The organism is Burkholderia plantarii (assembly GCF_001411805.1).
GTDB lineage: Bacteria > Pseudomonadota > Gammaproteobacteria > Burkholderiales > Burkholderiaceae > Burkholderia > Burkholderia plantarii.
In genome coordinates this window covers 3,420,704-3,440,980 of sequence record NZ_CP007212.1, presented here as the reverse complement: position 1 = coordinate 3,440,980, position 20,277 = coordinate 3,420,704, and the positions used below count along the sequence as shown (strand labels likewise).

Annotated in this window: 20 protein-coding genes; 13 read left to right on the top strand and 7 right to left on the bottom strand. The window is 66.9% G+C overall.

Annotated features, from left to right (window positions below; genetic code table 11):
• The first annotated feature begins 93 nt into the window (after positions 1 to 93).
• The 6 genes from purN (at position 94) to nadC (ending at position 7,080) form a co-directional block, all read left to right on the top strand.
• Complete coding sequence (gene purN, locus bpln_RS14735; RefSeq protein ID WP_055139159.1) at positions 94 to 753, top strand: phosphoribosylglycinamide formyltransferase; 660 nt, start codon at positions 94 to 96, stop codon at positions 751 to 753.
• Complete coding sequence (locus bpln_RS14730; protein WP_055139158.1) at positions 750 to 2,144, top strand: RsmB/NOP family class I SAM-dependent RNA methyltransferase; 1,395 nt, start codon at positions 750 to 752, stop codon at positions 2,142 to 2,144. The genes purN and bpln_RS14730 overlap by 4 nt, the downstream gene beginning before the upstream one ends.
• Positions 2,145 to 2,154: 10 nt before the next feature.
• On the top strand, positions 2,155 to 3,552 hold the full coding sequence (locus tag bpln_RS14725; RefSeq protein ID WP_082465296.1) for a mechanosensitive ion channel family protein: 1,398 nt from the start codon (positions 2,155 to 2,157) through the stop codon (positions 3,550 to 3,552).
• Between the two features lie 218 nt (positions 3,553 to 3,770).
• Positions 3,771 to 4,967, top strand: a complete 1,197-nt coding sequence (locus tag bpln_RS14720; RefSeq protein WP_042625799.1) for a DesA family fatty acid desaturase — start codon at positions 3,771 to 3,773, stop codon at positions 4,965 to 4,967.
• Between the two features lie 110 nt (positions 4,968 to 5,077).
• Positions 5,078 to 6,205 (top strand): quinolinate synthase NadA, encoded by a 1,128-nt coding sequence (gene nadA, locus bpln_RS14715; RefSeq protein WP_042625798.1) that lies wholly within the window; start codon positions 5,078 to 5,080, stop codon positions 6,203 to 6,205.
• The gene (gene nadC, locus bpln_RS14710) at positions 6,202 to 7,080 is read left to right on the top strand and encodes a carboxylating nicotinate-nucleotide diphosphorylase (RefSeq protein WP_055139157.1); all 879 of its coding nucleotides are present in this window, start codon (positions 6,202 to 6,204) and stop codon (positions 7,078 to 7,080) included. Before nadA ends, nadC begins: the two co-directional genes overlap by 4 nt.
• Before the next feature lie 119 nt (positions 7,081 to 7,199).
• Here the strand turns inward: nadC and nadB are convergent, their stop codons facing one another.
• The 4 genes from nadB to radC form a co-directional block, all read right to left on the bottom strand.
• Complete coding sequence (nadB, locus tag bpln_RS14705) at positions 7,200 to 8,780, bottom strand: L-aspartate oxidase (RefSeq protein ID WP_055139156.1); 1,581 nt, start codon at positions 8,778 to 8,780, stop codon at positions 7,200 to 7,202.
• 199 nt (positions 8,781 to 8,979) lie between these two features.
• Complete coding sequence (gene rpmG, locus bpln_RS14700; RefSeq protein WP_007586229.1) at positions 8,980 to 9,147, bottom strand: 50S ribosomal protein L33; 168 nt, start codon at positions 9,145 to 9,147, stop codon at positions 8,980 to 8,982.
• Positions 9,148 to 9,164: 17 nt separating this feature from the next.
• Positions 9,165 to 9,398 carry a 50S ribosomal protein L28 gene (gene rpmB / locus bpln_RS14695; RefSeq protein WP_004186391.1) on the bottom strand — a complete coding sequence of 78 codons (234 nt, stop codon included), beginning with the start codon at positions 9,396 to 9,398 and terminating at the stop codon, positions 9,165 to 9,167.
• Between the two features lie 347 nt (positions 9,399 to 9,745).
• Complete coding sequence (gene radC, locus bpln_RS14690) at positions 9,746 to 10,558, bottom strand: RadC family protein (RefSeq protein WP_055139155.1); 813 nt, start codon at positions 10,556 to 10,558, stop codon at positions 9,746 to 9,748.
• 127 nt (positions 10,559 to 10,685) lie between these two features.
• Here radC and bpln_RS14685 point away from each other — a divergent pair, with 127 nt between their 5' ends.
• From bpln_RS14685 to bpln_RS14655, 7 genes are all read left to right on the top strand, one after another.
• Complete coding sequence (locus bpln_RS14685; RefSeq protein ID WP_042625794.1) at positions 10,686 to 11,141, top strand: FKBP-type peptidyl-prolyl cis-trans isomerase; 456 nt, start codon at positions 10,686 to 10,688, stop codon at positions 11,139 to 11,141.
• Between the two features lie 2 nt (positions 11,142 to 11,143).
• Positions 11,144 to 12,124: a 4-hydroxy-3-methylbut-2-enyl diphosphate reductase gene (gene ispH, locus bpln_RS14680; RefSeq protein ID WP_042625793.1), complete on the top strand. Its 981-nt coding sequence runs from the start codon at positions 11,144 to 11,146 to the stop codon at positions 12,122 to 12,124.
• A 139-nt stretch (positions 12,125 to 12,263) separates the two neighbouring features.
• Positions 12,264 to 13,232, top strand: a complete 969-nt coding sequence (locus bpln_RS35600; protein WP_158512036.1) for a hypothetical protein — start codon at positions 12,264 to 12,266, stop codon at positions 13,230 to 13,232.
• Positions 13,233 to 13,443: 211 nt separating this feature from the next.
• Positions 13,444 to 14,394, top strand: coding sequence for a branched-chain amino acid ABC transporter permease (locus tag bpln_RS14670; RefSeq protein WP_042625791.1), 951 nt, complete (start codon positions 13,444 to 13,446; stop codon positions 14,392 to 14,394).
• A 10-nt stretch (positions 14,395 to 14,404) separates the two neighbouring features.
• The gene (locus tag bpln_RS14665; protein WP_042625790.1) at positions 14,405 to 15,577 is read left to right on the top strand and encodes an ABC transporter permease subunit; all 1,173 of its coding nucleotides are present in this window, start codon (positions 14,405 to 14,407) and stop codon (positions 15,575 to 15,577) included.
• 24 nt (positions 15,578 to 15,601) lie between these two features.
• A complete protein-coding gene (locus tag bpln_RS14660) occupies positions 15,602 to 16,375 on the top strand; it encodes an ABC transporter ATP-binding protein (RefSeq protein WP_042625789.1) in 774 nt (257 codons plus the stop codon).
• Positions 16,375 to 17,091 (top strand): ABC transporter ATP-binding protein, encoded by a 717-nt coding sequence (locus tag bpln_RS14655; RefSeq protein ID WP_055139153.1) that lies wholly within the window; start codon positions 16,375 to 16,377, stop codon positions 17,089 to 17,091. Before bpln_RS14660 ends, bpln_RS14655 begins: the two co-directional genes overlap by 1 nt.
• Positions 17,092 to 17,231: 140 nt before the next feature.
• Here the strand turns inward: bpln_RS14655 and bpln_RS14650 are convergent, their stop codons facing one another.
• The 3 genes from bpln_RS14650 to bpln_RS14640 all read right to left on the bottom strand — a co-directional run bounded on the left by bpln_RS14650 (position 17,232) and on the right by bpln_RS14640 (position 20,273).
• Positions 17,232 to 17,681: a GNAT family acetyltransferase gene (locus bpln_RS14650; RefSeq protein WP_055139152.1), complete on the bottom strand. Its 450-nt coding sequence runs from the start codon at positions 17,679 to 17,681 to the stop codon at positions 17,232 to 17,234.
• A 19-nt stretch (positions 17,682 to 17,700) separates the two neighbouring features.
• Entirely contained in the window at positions 17,701 to 18,885 is a 1,185-nt protein-coding gene (locus bpln_RS14645; protein ID WP_055139151.1) for an acetylornithine transaminase, read from the bottom strand.
• A 356-nt stretch (positions 18,886 to 19,241) separates the two neighbouring features.
• A complete protein-coding gene (locus tag bpln_RS14640; protein WP_055139150.1) occupies positions 19,242 to 20,273 on the bottom strand; it encodes a CDP-6-deoxy-delta-3,4-glucoseen reductase in 1,032 nt (343 codons plus the stop codon).
• Positions 20,274 to 20,277: the final 4 nt, after the last annotated feature.

The window sequence follows — 20,277 nt, the reverse complement described above, 5'->3', positions numbered from 1 at the left end:
GGCGGATGCCGCAAAGCACAAGATTATAAACGTTCGGACGGCAGGGCGGCTCGGGCGGCGGGAAACGGCTATCCCGGATGGTAAAATCCGCGGATGAAAAAACTTGTCATCCTGATTTCAGGTCGCGGCAGCAACATGGAGGCCATCGTCGATGCGTGCGAGCGCGAACGCTGGCCGGCCCGGGTAGCCGCCGTGATCGCAAACCGGCCCGACGCGGCCGGTTTGTCGTTTGCGGCCGCGCGCGGGATTCCCGCCGTCGCGGTCGATCACGGCGGGTACGACGGCCGTGAGGCGTTCGACGCCGCGCTGGCGGCCGAGATCGACCGCTTCGACCCGGACCTCGTGGTGCTCGCCGGTTTCATGCGGATCCTCACGCCGACCTTCGTCAGGCGTTACGAGGGCCGGATGCTTAACATCCATCCGTCGCTGCTGCCGAGTTTCAAGGGCATGCGCACCCACGAGGCGGCGCTGGCCGCCGGCGTGGCGCTGCACGGCGCGACCGTGCATTTCGTGATTCCCGAGCTGGACAGCGGCGCGATCGTCGCGCAGGCGGCGGTGCCGGTGCGCGACGGCGACACGGCCGAAACGCTGGCCGCGCGCGTGCTCGCGGCCGAGCACCAGCTCTATCCGCGCGCCGTGCGCTGGTTCGCCGAGGGCCAACTGCGGCTCGACGGCGGCCGCGCGGTGGTGGCGCCCGGCGCGTGCCGATGGCTCGTCGCCGATGACAACAACGAACAGGGTGAGGGTGTATGAAGCTGCATGGTTTTCTGATTGGCCAGACCGAGACGTTGCTCGCCGACGTCCTGAAATTCACCGGCCCCGCCGACGCCACCACCAGCCGGTTCTTCCGCGCGCATCCGAAGCTCGGCCATGCCGAGCGCGGCGTGATCGCCGAGGCCGTGTTCGCGGTGCTGCGCCGGAAGATGGAGTTCTCGCACCTGGCCGAAAGCGGCTCCGGCAGCCCGGCGCGGCGCCTGACGCTGCTCGGGCTGATGCAGACGGCGGGCCGCTCGGCACTCAAGCAGCATGTGTCGGAGGCCGAATGGGCGTGGCTCGATCACGTCGCGAAGATCGATCCGGCCAGCCTGCCACTGCGCGTGCGCACCAACCTGCCCGACTGGATCCATCAGGCGCTGGGCCAGCGCTTCGACGCCGAGGCACTCACGCAGTTCGCGGCCGCCGTCAACTATCCGGCGCCGCTGGACCTGCGCGTGAACGTGCAGAAGGCGACCCGCGAGCAGGTGCTCGACGCGCTGCGCATCTCGGGCATCGAGGCCGGCGAGACGCCGTTCGCGCCGAACGGCGTGCGCGTGGTCGGCAAGCCGGCGCTGACGCGGCTGCCGATCTTCCAGGACGGCATGGTCGAGGTGCAGGACGAGGGCAGCCAGCTGCTCTGCTCGCTGGTCGCGCCGCGTCGCGGCGAGATGATCGTCGACTTCTGCGCCGGCGCGGGCGGCAAGACGCTCGCGCTCGGTGCGGCGATGCGCTCCACCGGCCGGCTCTATGCGTTCGACATCTCCGAGAAGCGACTCGCCAAGCTCAAGCCGCGCCTCGCGCGCAGCGGGCTGTCGAACGTGAACCCGGTGCTGATCGACAGCGAACACGATGCGAAGATCAAGCGGCTCGCCGGCAAGATCGATCGCGTGCTGGTCGATGCACCGTGCAGCGGGCTCGGCACGCTGCGCCGCAATCCCGACCTGAAGTGGCGCCAGACGCGCGACTCGATCGACGAGCTCACGCCGAAGCAGGCCTCGATCCTGGCCAGCGCCGCGCGCCTCGTGAAGGCGGGCGGGCGGCTCGTCTACGCGACCTGCAGCGTGCTGGAAGCCGAGAACGAGGCGATCGTCACGCAATTCCTCGCCGCGCATCCCGATTTCGTGCTGGTGCCGGCCAACCAGGTGCTCGCCGAGCAGCGCATCGGGCTCGACACCGGCGAGTACCTGTCGCTGTGGCCGCATCGTCACGCCACCGACGGCTTCTTCGCGGCCGTCCTCGAACGCCGCCCGAAGCCGGCCGCCAAGGCGGAAAAATCGGCTGGAAAGGGAGTTGAAAAGCCGGCCGTGAAGCCGACGGAGCAGGCCGCCAACCCATCGACCGAGTCGGTGGCGGAGCAGCCTGCCGAGCCGGCTCCGGATCAGGCCTGACGGACCCGCGATGCAGGGCCTGCCGCCATCGCAACGGCTCGCCGGCGTGATCCGCGACTTCGGGCAGCCGGGGACCATCTGGCAGCTCGCGGTGCTGAGCGGGACGCTGCTGCTGGCCTGGTTAGCCGCGCGCTGGCTGCGCGGGCGCATCGACGCGCGGCGCCGGCGTGCCGGGCAGGTCGCTGGCGCCGGCGCCGGTTCCGAGAGCCTGAAGCGGGCTCTATTTCCGCTGGTGGGCGGCCTGTTCGTGCTGGTCGCGCAGGCGGTGGGCGAGCGCTTCTTCCCGACCGCGATCCTGCAGCTCGCGCTGGTGCCGCTGTTCGGCATCGCGCTGATCTACCTGCTGTTCTCGATCGCGCGCCGCGCGTTCGTGCGCAACGGCCGCGATCGCGACACGCATGCATGGCTGTCGATCGTCGAAAAGCTCGTCTCGGTGGGGGTCTGGGTCGCGATGGTGCTGACCGTGCTCGGCATCCAGCGCGACGTGGTCGACTGGCTCGACGGCGTGCGTTTCCATGTCGGCACCGCGCACTTGAGCCTGCTGTCGCTGCTGTCGGGCTGCCTCTGGATCGGCGTGACGCTGGTGGTCGCGATGTGGCTCGGCTCGCTGCTCGAGGATCGCCTCGCCCGCGCCACGACGCTCGACGCGAACCTGAAGGTGGTGCTGTCGCGGGTCGGCCGCGCGCTGCTGGTGGTGGCCGCGGTGCTGATCGGGCTGTCGCTGGTGGGCATCGACGTGACGGTGCTCGGCGTGTTCGGCGGCGCGCTCGGCGTCGGGCTCGGCTTCGGCCTGCAGAAGGTCGCGAGCAACTACGTGTCGGGCTTCATCATCCTGCTCGACCGGTCGCTCAGGCTCGGCGACGCGATCAACGTGGGCGGCTTGCAAGGGGTGGTCACGCAGATCCGCACGCGCTACACGGTGGTGCGCGGCCTGGACGGCTACGAGACGCTGATTCCGAACGAGAAGCTGATCACCGACGTGGTGCAGAACCAGTCATCGTTCCAGACGCGCGGCTACGCGAAGGCGGCCGTGCGCGTCGCCTACACGGCCGACGTCGAGGCCGCGCTCGCGCTGCTGGTCGAGGCGGCGCGCGGCGTCGAACGCGTGCTCGACGAGCCGGCGCCGGCCGCCTATCTGGCCGGCTTCGGCGCGGACGGCGTCGAGCTCGAACTCGGCTTCTGGATCGCCGACGCCGCGCTCGGCACCTCGGGCGTGCGCTCGGCCGTGAACCGTAATCTGTGGCGTCTGTTCGCCGAGCATCGCGTGGCGATCGCGCTGCCGCAGCGCGAGGTGCGCGTGGTCGGTGCGGGCCATGCCGGTGACGTCGTTGACGCCGGCCGTCCGGACGAATCGACTGGATTTGTCGCCGCCGCACCGGCGCGATCGGGCGGCCCTGCGCCGCTTTGATTCGTCCCTTTTGGATCGATTTAGATCGTATCTGGACTCCAAATCCTTGGATGTCCGGCATTAGACTGCAATCCCCTTGCGCCATAGCAACAATCATTCATTTTTGACAGTTGCCAGGAACGGATACAGTAAAATTGCGTCTACACGCGGTAGGCTTTCATTTTTATGACGTCGGCGGCCGCGTACCGGCGCCGTCTCTGAACCACGGGTAATTTGCCTTGCTGAATTCTGTGCTCGACTTCCTGGCCCACGGGCTGCTGCGCTTCTCGTGGTGGCAGATCGTGCTGTTTACGCTCGTTGCCACTCACATCACGATCGTTGCCGTCACCATTTACCTGCATCGCTGTCAGGCGCATCGCGCGCTCGATCTGCATCCGGCCGTCAGCCACTTCTTCCGGCTCTGGCTCTGGATGTCGACGGGCATGCTGACGGGCCAGTGGGCCGCGATCCACCGCAAGCACCACGCCAAGTGCGAGACCGAGGAAGATCCGCACAGCCCGCAGACGCGCGGCATCTGGAAGGTGCTGCTCGAAGGCGCCGAGCTTTATCGCAGCGAAGCGAAGAACGAAGAAACGATGCGCAAGTTCAGCCACGGCACGCCGAACGACTGGATCGAGCGCAACATCTATTCGAAATACACGATCCTCGGCGTGAGCCTGATGATGGTGATCGACGTGGCGCTGTTCGGCATCGTCGGCCTGTCGGTGTGGGCCGTGCAGATGATCTGGATCCCGTTCTGGGCGGCCGGCGTCGTCAACGGTCTCGCGCACTACTGGGGCTACCGCAACTTCAACTCGGCCGACGCGAGCACGAATCTGATCCCCTGGGGCATCGTGATCGGCGGCGAGGAAATGCACAACAATCACCACACGTTCGCGACCTCGGCGAAGTTCTCGAACAAGTGGTATGAGTTCGACATCGGCTGGATGTACATCCGCATCCTGTCGGCGTTCAAGCTGGCCAAGGTGAAGAAGGTCGCGCCGACGCCGCGCCTCGTCGCGCGCAAGGCCGTGCTCGACCAGGAAACGCTGCAGGCCGTGCTGTCGAACCGCTATGAGGTGATGGCGCGTTACGGCAAGGCGCTCAAGCGCGCCTACCGCCAGGAGCTCGCGCACCTGAAGGAACTCGGCGCGCGCGAGAAGTACCAGCTGATGCGCGGCGCGCGCAAGTGGTTCCACAAGGAAGAGGACGGCCTGGACGAACCGCAGAAGCGCCTGCTGCCGGAAATCTTCGCGAACAGCCAGAAGCTGCAGACCTACTTCCAACTGCGCCAGGAACTGGCCGCGATGTGGGACCGTTCGAACGCTTCGCGCGAACAGTTGCTCGTGCAGTTGCAGGACTGGTGTCATCGCGCGGAACAGAGCGGCATCAAGGCTTTGCAGGAATTCGCGACTCGCCTGCGACGCTACGCATAACCGGAAATCGATTAGAATTTCGGAACGTCACAAACCCCGCGCTGGCGGGGTTTTTTCTTTTGTGCCGCCGGTTTCGAGGCGGCCCATCGGCAGGGCAGAGGAGAAGGAAGATGCAAGCGGCGATCAAACCCGTCGAGTACGACCGGCCGGGCGCTACATGCGGCATCGGGCAGGCGTGGGCGAAGGTGCCCGACAGCCCGTCGGCGGTGGAGCGCGACGCCCTGAAGGCGCGAATCAAGGCGCTGCTGGTGCGCGAGAAGGCCGTGCTCGTCGCGCATTACTACGTCGATGCGGAGTTGCAGGAGCTGGCCGACGAGACGGGCGGCTGCGTGGCCGACTCGCTCGAGATGGCGCGGTTCGGCCGCGATCACGACGCGCAGACGCTGATCGTGGCCGGTGTGCGCTTCATGGGCGAGACGGCCAAGATCCTGAGCCCGGGCAAGCGGATCCTGATGCCTGATCTCGATGCCACCTGTTCGCTCGATCTCGGTTGTCCGGCCGATGAATTCTCGGCGTTCTGCGATGCGCATCCGGACCGCAAGGTGGTGGTCTACGCGAACACGAGCGCGGCCGTGAAGGCGCGCGCCGACTGGATGGTCACCTCATCGATCGGTCTCGAGATCGTCGCTGATCTGCATGCGCGCGGCGAGAAGCTGATCTGGGCGCCGGACCGCCATCTCGGCGGCTACATCCAGAAGAAGACCGGCGCGGACATGCTGATGTGGCAGGGCTCGTGTCTCGTCCACGACGAATTCAAGGGCATCGAGCTCGACCTGCTGCGCGCCGAGTATCCCGATGCGAAGGTGCTCGTGCATCCGGAGTCGCCCGAGGGCGTGGTCGCGCTCGCCGACGTGGTCGGCTCGACCACGCAGCTGATCGACGCCGCGGTCAGGCTCGACGCGCAGCGCTTCATCGTCGCGACCGATCTCGGCATCCTGCACAAGATGCGCCTCGCGGCGCCGGGCAAGACCTTCATCGAGGCGCCCACGGCCGGCAACAGCGCGACCTGCAAGAGCTGCGCGCATTGCCCGTGGATGGCGATGAACGGCCTCGCGAACCTGGCCGACGTGCTCGAACGCGGCCACAACGAGATTCACGTCGATCCGGCGCTAGGCCTGCGCGCGCGCGTGCCGATCGACCGGATGCTCGCGTTCGCCGCCGAGCACAAGCAGCGCGTGCAGGCCAGCGGCGACCTGCAGCGCGATGCGAAACTGTTCTCGAACGTGGGGGCGGCATGACGGCGGTCTCCACGATTTACGGCGAAATCGTCGCCGAATACGGCGCGGCCTTCGAGGCCGCGATCGCGCGCAACGTCGCCGACGCGATTGCCGAGGACGTCGGCAGCGGTGACCAGACCGGCCGGCTGGTCCCCGACGGTCTCGCGCGGCGTGCGCGCATCATCGTGCGCGAGCGTGCGGTGCTGTGCGGCGTGCCGTGGTTCGAGGCGGTGATGCGCGCGATCGATCCGTCGATCGACGTCGACTGGCGCTACCGGGAAGGCGACGTGATGGAGCCCGACGCCACCGTCTGCGAGCTGCGCGGCCCGGCCCGCTCGCTGCTGACGGCCGAGCGCAACGGCCTGAATTTCCTGCAACTGCTTTCGGGCGTCGCGAGCGCGACGCGCCGCTACGTCGATCTGATCGACGGCCATCGCGCGCGCATCCTCGACACACGCAAGACGCTGCCGGGGCTGCGGCTCGCGCAGAAATACGCGGTGCGCGTGGGCGGCGGCGCGAACCAGCGGCTCGCGCTGTACGACGGCATCCTGATCAAGGAGAACCACATCGCGGCGGCGGGCGGCGTCGGCGCGGCGCTCGACGCGGCGTTCGCGCTGCAGGCCGGCGTGCCGGTGCAGGTCGAGGTGGAGACGCTCGCGCAGCTCGATACCGCGCTCGCACATGGCGCGAAATCGGTGCTGCTCGACAACTTCACGTTCGAGATGATGCGCGAGGCGGTGCGGATCGCGGGCGGCCAGGCCGTGCTCGAGGTATCGGGCGGCGTCAATGCCGATACCGTCGTCGAGATCGCAGCGACGGGCGTCGACCGGATCTCGATCGGCGCGCTGACGAAGGACGTGCGCGCGACCGATTTCTCGATGCGTATTGTCGACTGATTGGTCGACTGATCGATCGGGCGGGACCAAAACGAAGCCGCGCGCGAAAGGGTTCGCGCGCGGCTTCGTTGTTTTCTGAAGCGGTTTCCCGACCCGGCCTGCCGGCCCGGGCGCCGCGCTCAGCGCCCCGGGGACAGCACGGTCGGCAGCGCTTTCGGCAGCGTGTCCGGCCAGTCGCGGCTGTAGTGCAGGCCGCGGCTCTCCCGCCGCGAGCGCGCGCTGTCGACGATCAGCGAGGCGACGTCGACGAGGTTGCGCAGTTCGAGCAGGTCGGGGCTGACGCGAAAGTTCGCGTAGTACTCGTGGATCTCGTCGCGTAGCAGCGCGATGCGATGCCGGGCGCGCGCGAGGCGCTTGTCGGTGCGCACGATCCCGACGTAGTTCCACATCAGCCGGCGCAGTTCGTCCCAGTTGTGGGCGACCACCACTTCCTCGTCCGGATCGGACACGCGGCTCTCGTCCCAGGCCGGCAGCGTGCCGTGCGAGGCGGGTTCGTAGCCGGCCGCCTCGATCGCGTCGGCGGTGGCGCGGCCGATCACGAGGCATTCGAGCAGCGAGTTGCTGGCGAGCCGGTTCGCGCCGTGCAGGCCCGTGTACGACGTCTCGCCGACCGCGTAGAGGCCGGCCAGGTCGGTGCGGCCAGCCAGATCGGTGACCACGCCGCCGCAGGTGTAGTGCGCGGCCGGCACGACCGGGATCGGCTCCTTCGCGATGTCGATGCCGAATTCGAGGCAGCGCGCGTGGATGGTCGGGAAGTGTTCGCGCAGGAACGACTCGGGCTGGTGGCTGATGTCGAGATAGACGCAGTCGATGCCGCGCTTCTTGATCTCGAAGTCGATTGCGCGCGCAACGATGTCGCGCGGCGCGAGTTCGGCGCGCGGATCGTGGGCCGGCATGAAGCGCGTGCCGTCGGGCAGCTTCAGCAGGCCGCCTTCGCCGCGCACCGCCTCCGAGATCAGGAACGACTTCGCATACGGGTGGTAGAGGCAGGTCGGATGGAACTGGATGAACTCCATGTTCGCGATCCGGCAGCCCGCGCGCGAGGCCATCGCGATGCCGTCGCCGGTCGCCGTGTCGGGGTTCGTCGTGTACAGGTAGACCTTGCCGGCGCCGCCGGTGGCGAGCACCGTGTGCGGCGCCTCGATCGTCACGGTCAGGCCGGTGCGCACGTCGAGCGCGTAGAGTCCGACGCAGCGCCCGCCGGCCAGGCCGATGCGGTCCGAGGTGATCAGGTCGATCGCGTGGTGGTTCTCGAAGAACGTGATGTTCGGATGGTGGCGCGCGCGCTCGCTCAGCGTCGCGAGCACGGCGTGGCCGGTCGCGTCGGCCGCGTGGATGATGCGGCGATGGCTGTGGCCGCCCTCGCGCGTCAGATGGAAACCGAGTTCGGCGGCCGCGTCGCGCGTGAACGGCACGCCCTGCGCGATCAGCCATTCGATCGCGGCGCGGCCGTGCTCGACGATGAAGCGCGTGGTGGTCTCGTCGCAGAGGCCGCCGCCCGCGATCAGCGTGTCGCTGACGTGGTTCTCGACGCTGTCGGCCGAATCGAGCACCGCCGCGATGCCGCCCTGCGCGTAGTCGCTCGCGCCTTCCATCATCGACCGCTTCGCGATCAGCGCGACCTTGCGCGTCTGCGCCAGGTTCAGCGCGACCGACAGACCGGCCAGACCGCTGCCGACGATCGCCACATCGAAATTCATCTTGCCTCTCCGTTTCCGCGCTTTGATCCGAGGTTTCCGCCGGCGCGGGGCCGCGCGGAAGGGCAGAGCATACCGCGTTCGCCACGGCCATGTGACACGGAGAAGACAAAAACCGGCATCGCGGACAAGCTGCGCGCCGGCAAAACAAAAAGCCCCGCGCGAGCGGGGCTTTTCGTGTCATCAGGCTGGAGACGGAAGATTACTTGATCTTCGTTTCCTTGTACGCCACGTGCTTGCGGACGACGGGATCGAACTTCATGATCTCCATCTTTTCCGGCATGTTGCGCTTGTTCTTCGTGGTCGTGTAGAAGTGACCCGTACCAGCGGTCGACTCGAGCTTGATCTTGTCGCGTGCGCCCTTTGCCATGTTCGTGCTCCTTGGACTTAAGCTTCGCCGCGTGCGCGCAGGTCAGCGAGCACGGAATCGATGCCGTTCTTGTCGATCAGGCGCAGGCCGGCGTTCGAGACGCGCAGACGCACCCAGCGGTTTTCGCTTTCCACCCAGAACCGGCGATTTTGCAGATTCGGCAGGAAGCGACGCTTCGTCTTGTTGTTGGCGTGGGAAACGTTGTTGCCGCTCATCGGCGCTTTCCCAGTTACTTGGCATACGCGTGCCATGAGAGCACTCCTAATACGCTGAATTCGGGTTCAATGGCCGGTGAAGTTTCTTCGCTCAACGACTGCGGACCCGCTGCCGTCTTGGAAAGACCAAGCCATTGGTGATGGCCGGACCTTTCGTCCCTTCTTGGCTTCAGAACTGGTTGGAAAAAAGTCAGACGGCGATTCTAACAGAAAAAATTCAGGAAAATCAACCCAATTTCCCCATCCGGTTCGCGGGCGGATCCGCGACCCGGTTCGCCGCCGTCCCGACGGACATGGGGACATGTCGGAGCGGCCAGTCCGGCGCGGCTGCCGGCGTGGCCGCGAGGGCCGCCGCCGGTGCCGCCGCGCGCGTCTCGCGCCGGTCACATCAGGCCCGCCTGGGCGAACGAGAACGTCTCGCTCGCGCCCACCACGATGTGATCGATCAGCCGCACGTCGACGAGCGCGAGCGCGTCGTGCAGCACGCGCGTGAGCCGCCGGTCCTCGGCACTCGGGCGCACCGCGCCGGACGGGTGATTATGCGCCACGATCAGCGCGGCCGCCTTCAGTTCCAGCGCGCGCCGCACGATTTCGCGCGGATAGACGGCCATCCGCGTCAGCGTGCCGTGGGTGGCTTCCTCGTCGCGCACGAGCCGGTGCTGCGCATCCAGATAGAGACAGACGAACACCTCGCGCGCCCGGGTGCCGATCGTGAGCCGCAGGTAATCCTCTACGGCGCCCGGCGAATCGACGAGCGGGCGCTCGCTGGCGCGTTCGACGAGCGCCCGGCGCACCAGTTCGGTGGTGGCGATCATGACCGCGGTGCGCGCCGGGCCGACGCCGGGCAGTTCGCTGATGGTGTCCGGATCCGCGTCGAGCAGCGCGCGCAGCGACCCGAAGTGCCGCAGCACCGCTTCGGCGATGCCGGCCGTGCTGAACCCGGCGATGCCGTTGCCGAGCAGCAGCGCGAGCAGCTCGTGATCGGCCAGTGCGGCGGGGCCGCGGTCGAGCAGCCGTTCCCGTGGCCGGTCCTCGTGTTCGTTTTTGCGCCGGCGTCTGCGTTTGCGGACGGCCGGCGCCGGGGGAGGGCGAAGCGCCGGGGCGGCGTCGGGGCCGGCCGTTGGGTCGGCCGTGGGGCCGGCGGGAGCGGCCTCGGGGGCGGCGGCGCCGGCCGTGCGATTGCTGTCCGAACGCATGCGATGATTCTCCGGGTGAGGAACGCCCGGCGGCGGCCGTGGTCCGACATTCCGCCCCGCGCGCTCAGGTGACTTACAATAGCGGTTTTGCGTTGTGCCGCCCGGCGGCGGACTGAACGAGTAACTCATGAGCCTCATCGATATCTCAGAAGTGAAGCCCGGTTCCCACGTCACGCTTCATTACCGGCTCGCGCTCGCCGATGGTGTCGACATCGTCAACACTTTCACCGACAAGCCGGCTACCCTGCTGCTCGGTGCAGGGCAACTCGCCCCCGCGCTCGAGACCATTCTGCTCGGGCTGAAGACCGGACACCATTCGACCTTCCAGCTAGCGGCTGGCGAGGGGTTCGGTCCCCGCAATCCAGAGATGATCCAGCGCGTCAGCCTGAAGACGCTGCGCGAGAACGGCATGGTCGGCGACGACTTCACGCCCGGCGACCTGATCGAATTCAACGCGCCGGACGGCGGCCGCTACGCTGGCGTGCTGAAGGAGGTCGGCGAGACCTCGGCGCTGTTCGACTTCAACCACCCGCTGGCGGGGCAGGCCATTACGTTCGAAGTGAAAATCATCGGGATCCTGTAACCATGAGCTCCACCGATACGCTATCCGGCCCCACCGTCGCGGCCGATGCCGAAATCCTGCTCGCCCAGCCGCGCGGCTTCTGCGCCGGCGTCGACCGCGCGATCGAGATCGTCGAGCGCGCGATCGCGATGCATGGCTCGCCGATCTACGTGCGCCACGAGATCGTCCATAACAAGTACGTGGTCGAGGATCTGAAGACGAAGGGCGCGATCTTCGTCGAGGAACTCGAGGAAGTGCCGTCGGGCAACACGGTGATCTTCAGCGCGCACGGCGTGTCGAAGGCGGTGCGTGACGAGGCTGCGGTGCGTGGCCTGCGTATCTATGATGCGACCTGCCCGCTCGTCACGAAGGTCCACGTCGAAGTCGCGAAGATGCGCCAGGACGGCGTGGACATCGTGATGATCGGCCACAAGGGGCACCCCGAGGTCGAGGGCACGATGGGCCAGGTCGAGCGCGGCATGCACCTGGTCGAGAGCGTCGAGGACGTCCTCGCACTGGAACTGCCGGATCCCGAGAGCGTCGCGCTCGTCACGCAGACCACGCTGTCGGTCGACGATGCGGCCGAGATCATCGCCGCGCTCAAGCGCAAGTTCCCGGCGATCCGCGAGCCGAAAAAGCAGGATATCTGCTACGCGACGCAGAACCGCCAGGACGCCGTGAAGTTCATGGCGCCGCAGTGCGACGTGGTGATCGTGGTCGGCAGCCCGAACAGCTCGAATTCGAGCCGCCTGCGCGAAGTCGCGGAAAAGCGCGGCGTCGATGCCTATATGGTGGATTCGCCGGACCAGATCGATCCGGCCTGGGTGGCCGGCAAGCGGCGGATCGGCGTGACCGCCGGCGCCTCGGCGCCCGAGGTGCTGGCCCAGGCGGTGATCGCGCGCCTGCGCGAACTCGGCGTGCGCAACGTGCGCGCGCTCGAAGGCATCGAGGAAAACGTCTCGTTCCCGCTGCCACGCGGCCTCAACCTGCCGGCGGCCGGCTGAGCGGGAATTCCCTCCCCCGGGATTTTCCCCGATTCGTCGGATCAATCCCGGCGACCGGCATCGCCCTCTTACCAAAGCGCGCCTCGGCGCGCTTTTGTTTTACCCTCCATTCCCCTTCATTTTTTCGTTTTGCAACTGCTTGCTTCGGATTTGGTGCAACCTGGTTGCGCTGATTTTCACGCGATTGTTCAAAAATTTGGTTGCAATGCAGGAAAACCCTGTCGAATCAGGAATATTGGTCATCCAGAAATTGGAGTTACAATGCGCGCGTTTTGAGGCTGGAATGCGTTGCAGACAAGGGTTTTGCAATGCGCAGGAGACCGATTTAATGCCGCGTCGGTTGGCCGTCGCCCGCTCGGTGGTAACCCGGGTTGCAATGGGGCGCGACGCCGTGACGCGAAATCTGGCGGCGGTGATCGAGAGGGTATCCGGCAGATCTGGGGCCGGATCGAAAACGGGTCGCGGCCAGGACGCGACGGACGGGAAGCAAAACGGGAAGCAGAACGATAACGAGGTCTGTTTGGGGATCGAAGCAATGCATTTGCGTGAGCCGAAGGGCGCGCAAAGCCGGATGACGGCCCGCGAATGGCCGGCGTGTGCCGAAACAGGCACACAAATTGCTCAAATGTCGGAGCAGGTCGATGGGGCGAGAGCGCGCGACGCGACGGCCCGGATGGCACCGGCCTGCGCACTCGGCATTTTTGGCGGTTTGGGTTTGAGTATTGTGCAGATTACGTCTTTCTCGAGTCGGACGATCGTCCGCGGCGCACCGGTGGTGTGCATGGATGTGCCCGTTATCGGGGCAGGCATTGCCGGTGACGTCGAGCGGCCCGTCGCCGGACCGGCTGTCGGCCCGCGTGTCGGCGTCGCCCGGAGCAGGCCGGCGCGGTCCGCCGCGCGGCCGGGCCGGATCTCGCGTCGCCCGTCGCGGCGCGGCGCGGTTCGCGCCACCTTTCTCAGGACCGTCCCGGGTCGTTCGCGTGCAGGTCATGCGGCGGCCGGCGCGCGCGCGAATGCGGGCATGCGGGATGCGGCTGGCTCCAACGTTCGGATGCCTAACGACTTCAAGGAGGCCAGGATTATCGTCCTCGATGTCGTGAAGATGTAGCGACGGGACTCGTGACGGCACCGGAATCGTGCGGTGCCGTTTTTGTATCCGTCCCGGCGGCGCGCAAGGTTTCACGGGCCGCGCGGCGTGGCCGGGATGTCATCACCCTTATCGGTATTTATTCGTACCCGCAGTGCAACCGGGATCGCGTATCCGCCGCTCATCGGCGCGGGACAGCGGTTCTCCGGTGGCACGGATCAAGGAGCTTTTAATGGATATTTTCGTCCAGCAGGTCATCAACGGACTGGTGCTCGGCAGTGTCTACGCCATCATCGCGTTGGGCTACACGATGGTGTACGGCATTCTCGGCATCATCAACTTCGCGCACGGCGACGTGCTGATGATCGGCGCGATGGTGGCGTTGTCGGCGATCACCGTGTTGCAGAACCATTTCCCGGGGCTCGGCAACATCGCGACGCTGACGATCGGTCTCGTGATCGCCGCGGCGGTGTGCGCGGTGGTGGGCTTCACCATCGAACGCGTCGCCTACCGGCCGCTGCGCCGCGCGCCGCGTCTGGCTCCGCTGATCACCGCGATCGGCGTTTCGATCCTGCTGCAGACCGCCGCGATGATGATCTGGTCGCGCAACCCGCTGCCGTTCCCGCAGTTGCTGTCGACGAATCCGCTCAACGTGATCCAGCCGACCGACGCGACGCCGGGCGCGGTGATCTCGCCCACCGAAATCGTGATTATCGCGGTGGCGTTCATCGTGATGGCCGGCCTGCTGCTGCTGGTCCACAAGACCAAGCTCGGCCGTGCGATGCGCGCGATCTCGGAGAACCCGAACAACGCCAGCCTGATGGGCGTGAACCCGAACTTCGTGATCTCGGCGACCTTCATGATCGGCTCGGCGCTGGCCGCGCTGGCCGGCGTGATGATTGCGTCCGAATACGGCAACGTCCACTTCTACATGGGCTTCATCCCGGGCATGAAAGCGTTCACGGCCGCGGTGCTGGGCGGGATCGGCAACCTCGGCGGCGCGATGGTGGGCGGCGTGCTGCTCGGCCTCATCGAGCAGCTCGGGGCCGGCTACATCGGCAATCTGACGGGCGGCGTGTTCGGCTCGAACTACCAGGACGTGTTCGCGTTCGTCGTGCTGATCATCGTGCTCGTGTTCCGTCCGTCCGGCCTGCTCGGCGAACGTGTGGCCGATCGCGCATAAGGAGACCAACATGACTTCCATTCAACCGATCGAAACCTCGACGACGCTCATCGAAGAGCGCAATACCGCGAAGACGCTCGCCATCGGCGTAGTGGTCGCGCTGCTGGTGGCCGCCGCGCCGTTCCTGATCGGCGCTGCCGGCGGCAACTACTGGGTCCGCGTGCTCGACTTCGCGATGCTGTACGTGATGCTGGCGCTGGGCCTGAACGTGGTGGTCGGCTTCGCCGGCCTGCTGGACCTGGGCTACATCGCGTTCTACGCGGTGGGTGCCTATGTTGCCGCGCTGCTGACCTCGCCGCACCTGACCACGCAGTTCGCCTGGATCGCGGCGATGTTCCCGAACGGCCTGCACACGCCGTACTGGGTGGTGGTGCCGGTGGCGATGGCGCTGGCCGCGCTCGCGGGCGTGCTGCTCGGCGCGCCGACGCTGCGCCTGCGCGGCGACTACCTGGCGATCGTCACGCTCGGCTTCGGTGAAATCGTCCGGATCTTCATGAACAACCTGGACCGTCCGGTCAACATCACCAACGGGCCGCAGGGGATCACGGGCGTCGCGCCGCTGCACTTCGGCAGCTTCAACCTGTCGCAGACGCACACGCTGTTCGGCTTCAGCATCACCTCGGTGTACCTGTACTACTACGTGTTCGTGATCTGCTCGCTGCTGGTGATCTGGGTCTGTACGCGTCTGCAGCACTCGCGCATCGGCCGCGCCTGGGCCGCGATCCGCGAGGACGAGATCGCCGCCAAGGCGATGGGCATCAACACCCGCAACGTCAAGCTGCTCGCGTTCGCGATGGGCGCCTCGTTCGGCGGCCTGTCGGGCTCGATGTTCGGCGCGTTCCAGGGCTTCGTGTCGCCGGAATCGTTCACGTTCTGGGAATCGATCGTGGTGCTGGCCTGCGTGGTGCTGGGCGGCATGGGCCACATCCCCGGCGTGATCCTCGGCGCGGTGCTGCTGGCCGTGTTCCCGGAAGTGCTGCGCTCGACCATGGGCCCGCTGCAGCACGCGCTGTTCGGCCATGAGATCGTCGACACGGAAGTGATCCGCCAGGCGCTGTACGGCCTCGCGATGGTGCTGATCATGCTGTACCGCTCGGAAGGCCTGTGGCCGGCACCGAAGCATGAGGACAAGATCGCCAGGATCTCGAAGCGCAACGGCAAGAAGACGGCGGTTCGCGCCTAACGGACGGATACGGAGAAACAAGCAATGAGCGAGAACATTCGACTGTCCGTGAAGGGCGTGAACAAGCGCTTCGGCGGCCTGCAGGCGCTGTCGGACGTCGGGCTGCAGATCCGCGAGGGCGAGATCTACGGGCTGATCGGCCCGAACGGCGCGGGCAAGACCACCTTCTTCAACGTGATCACGGGCCTCTACACGCCCGATTCCGGCGAATTCAAGCTGGACGGCACCGACTACACGCCGACCGCCGTGCATGAAGTGGCGAAGGCGGGCATCGCGCGCACGTTCCAGAACATCCGCCTGTTCGGCGGCATGACGGCGCTCGAGAACGTGATGGTGGGCCGCCACGTGCGCACGCGTCACGGCCTGATCGGCGCGGTGTTCCAGACGCCGTCCGAGCGTCAGGAAGAGCGCGAGATCAAGGAGCGCGCGATCGAGCTGCTCGATTACGTCGGCGTGCTGCAATACGCCGACTACACCTCGCGCAACCTCTCGTATGGCCACCAGCGCCGCCTCGAGATCGCGCGCGCGCTCGCGACCGATCCGAAGCTGCTCGCGCTCGACGAGCCGGCGGCCGGCATGAACGCGACCGAGAAGGTCGAGCTCACGCGCCTGCTCGACAAGATCCGCGCGGACGGCAAGACGATCCTGCTGATCGAGCACGACGTGAAGCTGGTGATGGGATTGTGCAACCGGATGACGGTGCTCGATTACGGCAAGGTGATCGCCGAGGGTCTGCCGCAGGACGTGCAGAAGGATCCGAAGGTGATTGAGGCATATCTCGGCGCAGGGGTGCATTGATGGCAGCGGCAATGTTGAAGATTTCGGGCCTGCAGGTGAACTACGGCGGCATCCAGGCGGTGAAGGGTGTCGACATGGAAGTTCGCCAGGGCGAGCTGGTCACGCTGATCGGCGCGAACGGCGCGGGCAAGACCACCACGATGAAGGCGATCACGGGCCTCAAGCCGTTCTCGGGCGGCGACATCACCTACGAAGGCCAGTCGATCAAGGGCGTGCCGGCGCACGAACTGCTCAAGCGCGGCCTCGCGATGGTGCCGGAAGGCCGCGGGATTTTCGCGCGCATGTCGATCCTCGAGAACATGCAGATGGGCGCCTACCTGCGCCACGACAAGGACGGCATCAAGTCCGACATCGAGCGCATGTTCGGCTTCTTCCCGCGCCTGCGGGAGCGCGCCACGCAGTTCGCCGGCACGCTGTCCGGCGGCGAGCAGCAGATGCTCGCGATGGCGCGCGCGATCATCAGCAAGCCGAAGCTGCTGTTGCTCGACGAGCCGTCGATGGGCCTCTCGCCGATCATGGTCGAGAAGATCTTCGAAGTGGTGCGCGAGATCTCCAAGGAAGGGCTGACCGTGCTGCTCGTCGAGCAGAACGCGCGGCTCGCGCTGCAGGCCGCCGACCGCGGCTACGTGATGGATTCGGGCACGGTCACGATGGAAGGCAACGCGAAGGACATGCTCGACGATCCGAAGGTGCGCGCCGCGTACCTGGGCGAGTGATTCGCCGGGGCGTCGCCTGACTGGCCGCGAGGCCGGTCGCGCGGCACCGGCAGCGTTCGGAAAAGCGCAAAAAAACAGGCCGCCACGGTTTTGCCGTGGCGGCCTGTTTCGTTTTGGGGCGCGTCCGCCTTGTCGGACGCTCAGGCTGGCATCGGCAGGCGCTTGCCGAACGACACCAGCTGCTCGACCTGATAGCCGAGCGCCGCGTAGAAGCGGCAGGCCTCGTCGTTGTCGGGGAGCACCTGCAGGTTGATCTTGCGGCAGCCGAGCGCCTCGAGCGCGGCCTCGGCGTGCGCCATCAGCGCGCGGCCGATGCCGAGCCGGCGCGTCTCGCGCGCGACCGCGAACGAGTAGAGCCAGCCGCGGTGGCCGTCGTAGCCGGCCATCACGGTGCCCGTCAGCCGCTCGCCGCGCAGCGCGACGAAGAACAGCTCCGGCTGGGTGGCGAGCTTGGCCTCGATCGAGCGTCGCGGGTCGCGATGCGGCACGCTCGCGTCCGAGTAGCCCGGAAACGCGTCGGCCCACAGCGCGAGCACGGGCTCGGTGTCGGCGCGCGCGAAGGCGCGGATCATCACGTCGTCGAGATGCATGGCCGGCTCCCGCCTCGCTTCAGAGCGTGTCGAGGATCGAACGCAGCATCGCCATCATCTGGTCGATTTCCTCGTTCGTCACGTTCAGCGCCGGCATGAAGCGCAGCAGGTTCGGGCGCGCCGCGTTCAGCAGCAGGCCGTCGGGCTGCATGTCGCGCGCCTTCTCGACGATCTGCGGGCCGATGTCCTTGCCGAGCAGCAGCGCGCGCAGCAGCCCTTCGCCGCGCTCGCCCGCGAAGCCGCGTTCCTCCGACAATTCGAGCAGGCGCCGCTTCAGGTATTCGCCGCGCTCGCGCACGCCCTCGAGGAAGCCCGGCGCGACGAGCTGCGAGATCACCGAATGGCCGACCGCCGTCATCAGCGGGTTGCCGTTGTAGGTGCCGCCCTGGTCGCCCGCCTCGAACACCGCGACGTCGGCCTTCGAGAGCAGCGCGGCGAGCGGCACGCCGCCGCCGATGCCCTTGCCGAGCGTCATGATGTCCGGCTCGATGTCCGCCAGCTCATAGGCGAACAGCGTGCCGGCGCGGCCGCAGCCGCTTTGCACTTCGTCGACGATCAGCAGCAGGTCGTGCTGCTTGGTCAGCGCGCGCAGCTGCTGCATGAATTCGCGCGTGGCCGGGATCACGCCGCCTTCGCCCTGGATCGGTTCGAGCATGACCGCCACGGTCTTCTCGTTGATCAGCTTCTCGACCGAGGCGATGTCGTTCAGGTCGGCCTTCGGGAAGCCCGGCACCTGCGGCGCGTAGATCGTGTCCCAGCCGGGCTTGCCGCTCGCCGACATGGTGGCGAGCGTGCGGCCGTGGAAACTGTGGTCGAACGTGATGATCTCGTAGGCGCCGTTGCGGAACTTGCGGCCCCACTTGCGCGCGAGCTTGATCGCGCCTTCGTTCGCTTCCGCGCCACTGTTGGCGAAGAACACCTTGTCGAACACGCTGTGCTGCGTAAGCAGCGCGGCCAGCTTGGCCATCGGCTCGTTGTAGAACGCCGGCGACGGGTTCAGCAGCGTCTCGGCCTGCGATTTCAGCGCCTCGATCATGCCTTCGTTGCAGTGGCCGAGCGCGTTCACCGCCCAGCCCTGGATGAAATCCAGATAACGCTTGCCGGTGTGATCGTAGAGCCACGAACCCTTGCCGTGAGTGAACACGATGTCGGGGCGGTTCGTGATGTACATCAGCGAGTCGATCGGATATTCGTTCAGAGGCATGGCGGCGAGCTCCAGCGGGTAGCGACGGGAAAAAAGACAATAAAAAAGCCACGGAATGCCGTGGCTTGGTGGTTCGAACTGCTTGGCGTAACGAGGAGGGGGTTACGCGTGCGTCCGTGACGAGCCGGCGGCATCCGTGAGGTGCGGCGAGCGACGTCGGAGGGCGGACAGGAAGCGGTTCATGGCGCAAGCATACGGCATGACGCCGCACCAAGTAAACCGCCCGGTTGCGACAAACGGGTGTCGCCACGCAAATTTCCGCGCCGGGCGGCGCTGCCCGGGTGCCCGGCGGGCGCAACCGGCCGGGCCGCGCGGGGCGCCGCCGGAGCGGGCGCCGACGCGCTCGGACGGCGGGCTCAGACCGCGTGAGCCAGATCGGCCGCGCTGGTGAACGAATCCGCGTAGAACTCGTCCTGGGGCAGCCCGTGGTGCGCCGTGAAATCGCGCTGCGCCGATTCGACCATCACCGGCGCGCCGCACGCGTAGACCTGGAACGGCGACAGATCGGGCAGGTCCTCGGCGACGGCGCGATGCACGAAGCCGGTGCGGCCGGTCCAGGCATCGTCGGCGTCGGGCTCGGAGAGCACCGGCACGAACGTGAAGTTCGGAATCTCGCGCGCCCATTGCTCGGCCAGCTCGAACAGGTAGATGTCCTTGAGCCGGCGCGCGCCCCAGTACAGGCGCATCGGCCGCGTGAAATTGCGGTGGCGCGCGTGTTCGATGATCGCCTTGATCGGGGCGAAGCCGGTGCCCGAGGCGAGCAGCACGATCGGCTTTTCCGAATCCTCGCGCAGGAAGAACGTGCCGAGCGGGCCTTCGAAGCGCAGGATCTCGCGCTCCTTCATGGTGTTGAACACGTGGTCGGTGAACTTGCCGCCCGGCATGTGGCGGATGTGCAGTTCGAGCGGGCCTTCCTCGTGCGGCGCGCTTGCCATCGAATAGCTGCGGCGCGTGCCGTCCTTCAGGATGAACTCGATGTACTGGCCGGCCAGGTACTGCAGGCGCTCGTTGGCCGGCAGCTGCAGCTTCAGCACCGCGACGTCGTCGGCGCGGCGCTCGATCGCGTTGACGCGGCACGGCAGCTTCTTCACCTGCACGCCGTCCACGCCGGCGATCTCGCGCACGTCGATCTCGAGGTCGCATTGCGCCGTGGCGCAGCAGAGCAGCGCGAGGCCGCGCGTGCGTTCGTCGTTCGACAGCGCCGAGGCCGCGTGCGGACGCTGCTCGACCTGCCCCTGCACGACCTGTCCCTTGCACGAGCCGCAGGCGCCGTTCTTGCATCCGTAGGGCAGGTGGACGTTCTGGCGCAGTGCGGCTGCCAGCACGGTTTCGTCGGCCTCGACCTGGAATTGCCGGCCGCTTTGCTTGAGGGTTACGTTGAATGCCATAAGT

Bases quoted from the DNA above. Each gene is read 5' to 3' on its own strand.
- purN (WP_055139159.1), top strand. From the start codon at position 94: ATGAAAAAACTTGTCATCCTGATTTCAGGTCGCGGCAGCAACATGGAG.
- bpln_RS14730 (WP_055139158.1), top strand. From the start codon at position 750: ATGAAGCTGCATGGTTTTCTGATTGGCCAGACCGAGACGTTGCTCGCC.
- bpln_RS14725 (WP_082465296.1), top strand. From the start codon at position 2,155: ATGCAGGGCCTGCCGCCATCGCAACGGCTCGCCGGCGTGATCCGCGAC.
- nadA (WP_042625798.1), top strand. From the start codon at position 5,078: ATGCAAGCGGCGATCAAACCCGTCGAGTACGACCGGCCGGGCGCTACA.
- nadC (WP_055139157.1), top strand. From the start codon at position 6,202: ATGACGGCGGTCTCCACGATTTACGGCGAAATCGTCGCCGAATACGGC.
- nadB (WP_055139156.1), bottom strand. From the start codon at position 8,780: ATGAATTTCGATGTGGCGATCGTCGGCAGCGGTCTGGCCGGTCTGTCG.
- rpmG (WP_007586229.1), bottom strand. From the start codon at position 9,147: ATGGCAAAGGGCGCACGCGACAAGATCAAGCTCGAGTCGACCGCTGGT.
- rpmB (WP_004186391.1), bottom strand. From the start codon at position 9,398: ATGGCACGCGTATGCCAAGTAACTGGGAAAGCGCCGATGAGCGGCAAC.
- radC (WP_055139155.1), bottom strand. From the start codon at position 10,558: ATGCGTTCGGACAGCAATCGCACGGCCGGCGCCGCCGCCCCCGAGGCC.
- bpln_RS14685 (WP_042625794.1), top strand. From the start codon at position 10,686: ATGAGCCTCATCGATATCTCAGAAGTGAAGCCCGGTTCCCACGTCACG.
- ispH (WP_042625793.1), top strand. From the start codon at position 11,144: ATGAGCTCCACCGATACGCTATCCGGCCCCACCGTCGCGGCCGATGCC.
- bpln_RS14670 (WP_042625791.1), top strand. From the start codon at position 13,444: ATGGATATTTTCGTCCAGCAGGTCATCAACGGACTGGTGCTCGGCAGT.
- bpln_RS14665 (WP_042625790.1), top strand. From the start codon at position 14,405: ATGACTTCCATTCAACCGATCGAAACCTCGACGACGCTCATCGAAGAG.
- bpln_RS14660 (WP_042625789.1), top strand. From the start codon at position 15,602: ATGAGCGAGAACATTCGACTGTCCGTGAAGGGCGTGAACAAGCGCTTC.
- bpln_RS14655 (WP_055139153.1), top strand. From the start codon at position 16,375: ATGGCAGCGGCAATGTTGAAGATTTCGGGCCTGCAGGTGAACTACGGC.
- bpln_RS14650 (WP_055139152.1), bottom strand. From the start codon at position 17,681: ATGCATCTCGACGACGTGATGATCCGCGCCTTCGCGCGCGCCGACACC.
- bpln_RS14645 (WP_055139151.1), bottom strand. From the start codon at position 18,885: ATGCCTCTGAACGAATATCCGATCGACTCGCTGATGTACATCACGAAC.
- bpln_RS14640 (WP_055139150.1), bottom strand. From the start codon at position 20,273: ATGGCATTCAACGTAACCCTCAAGCAAAGCGGCCGGCAATTCCAGGTC.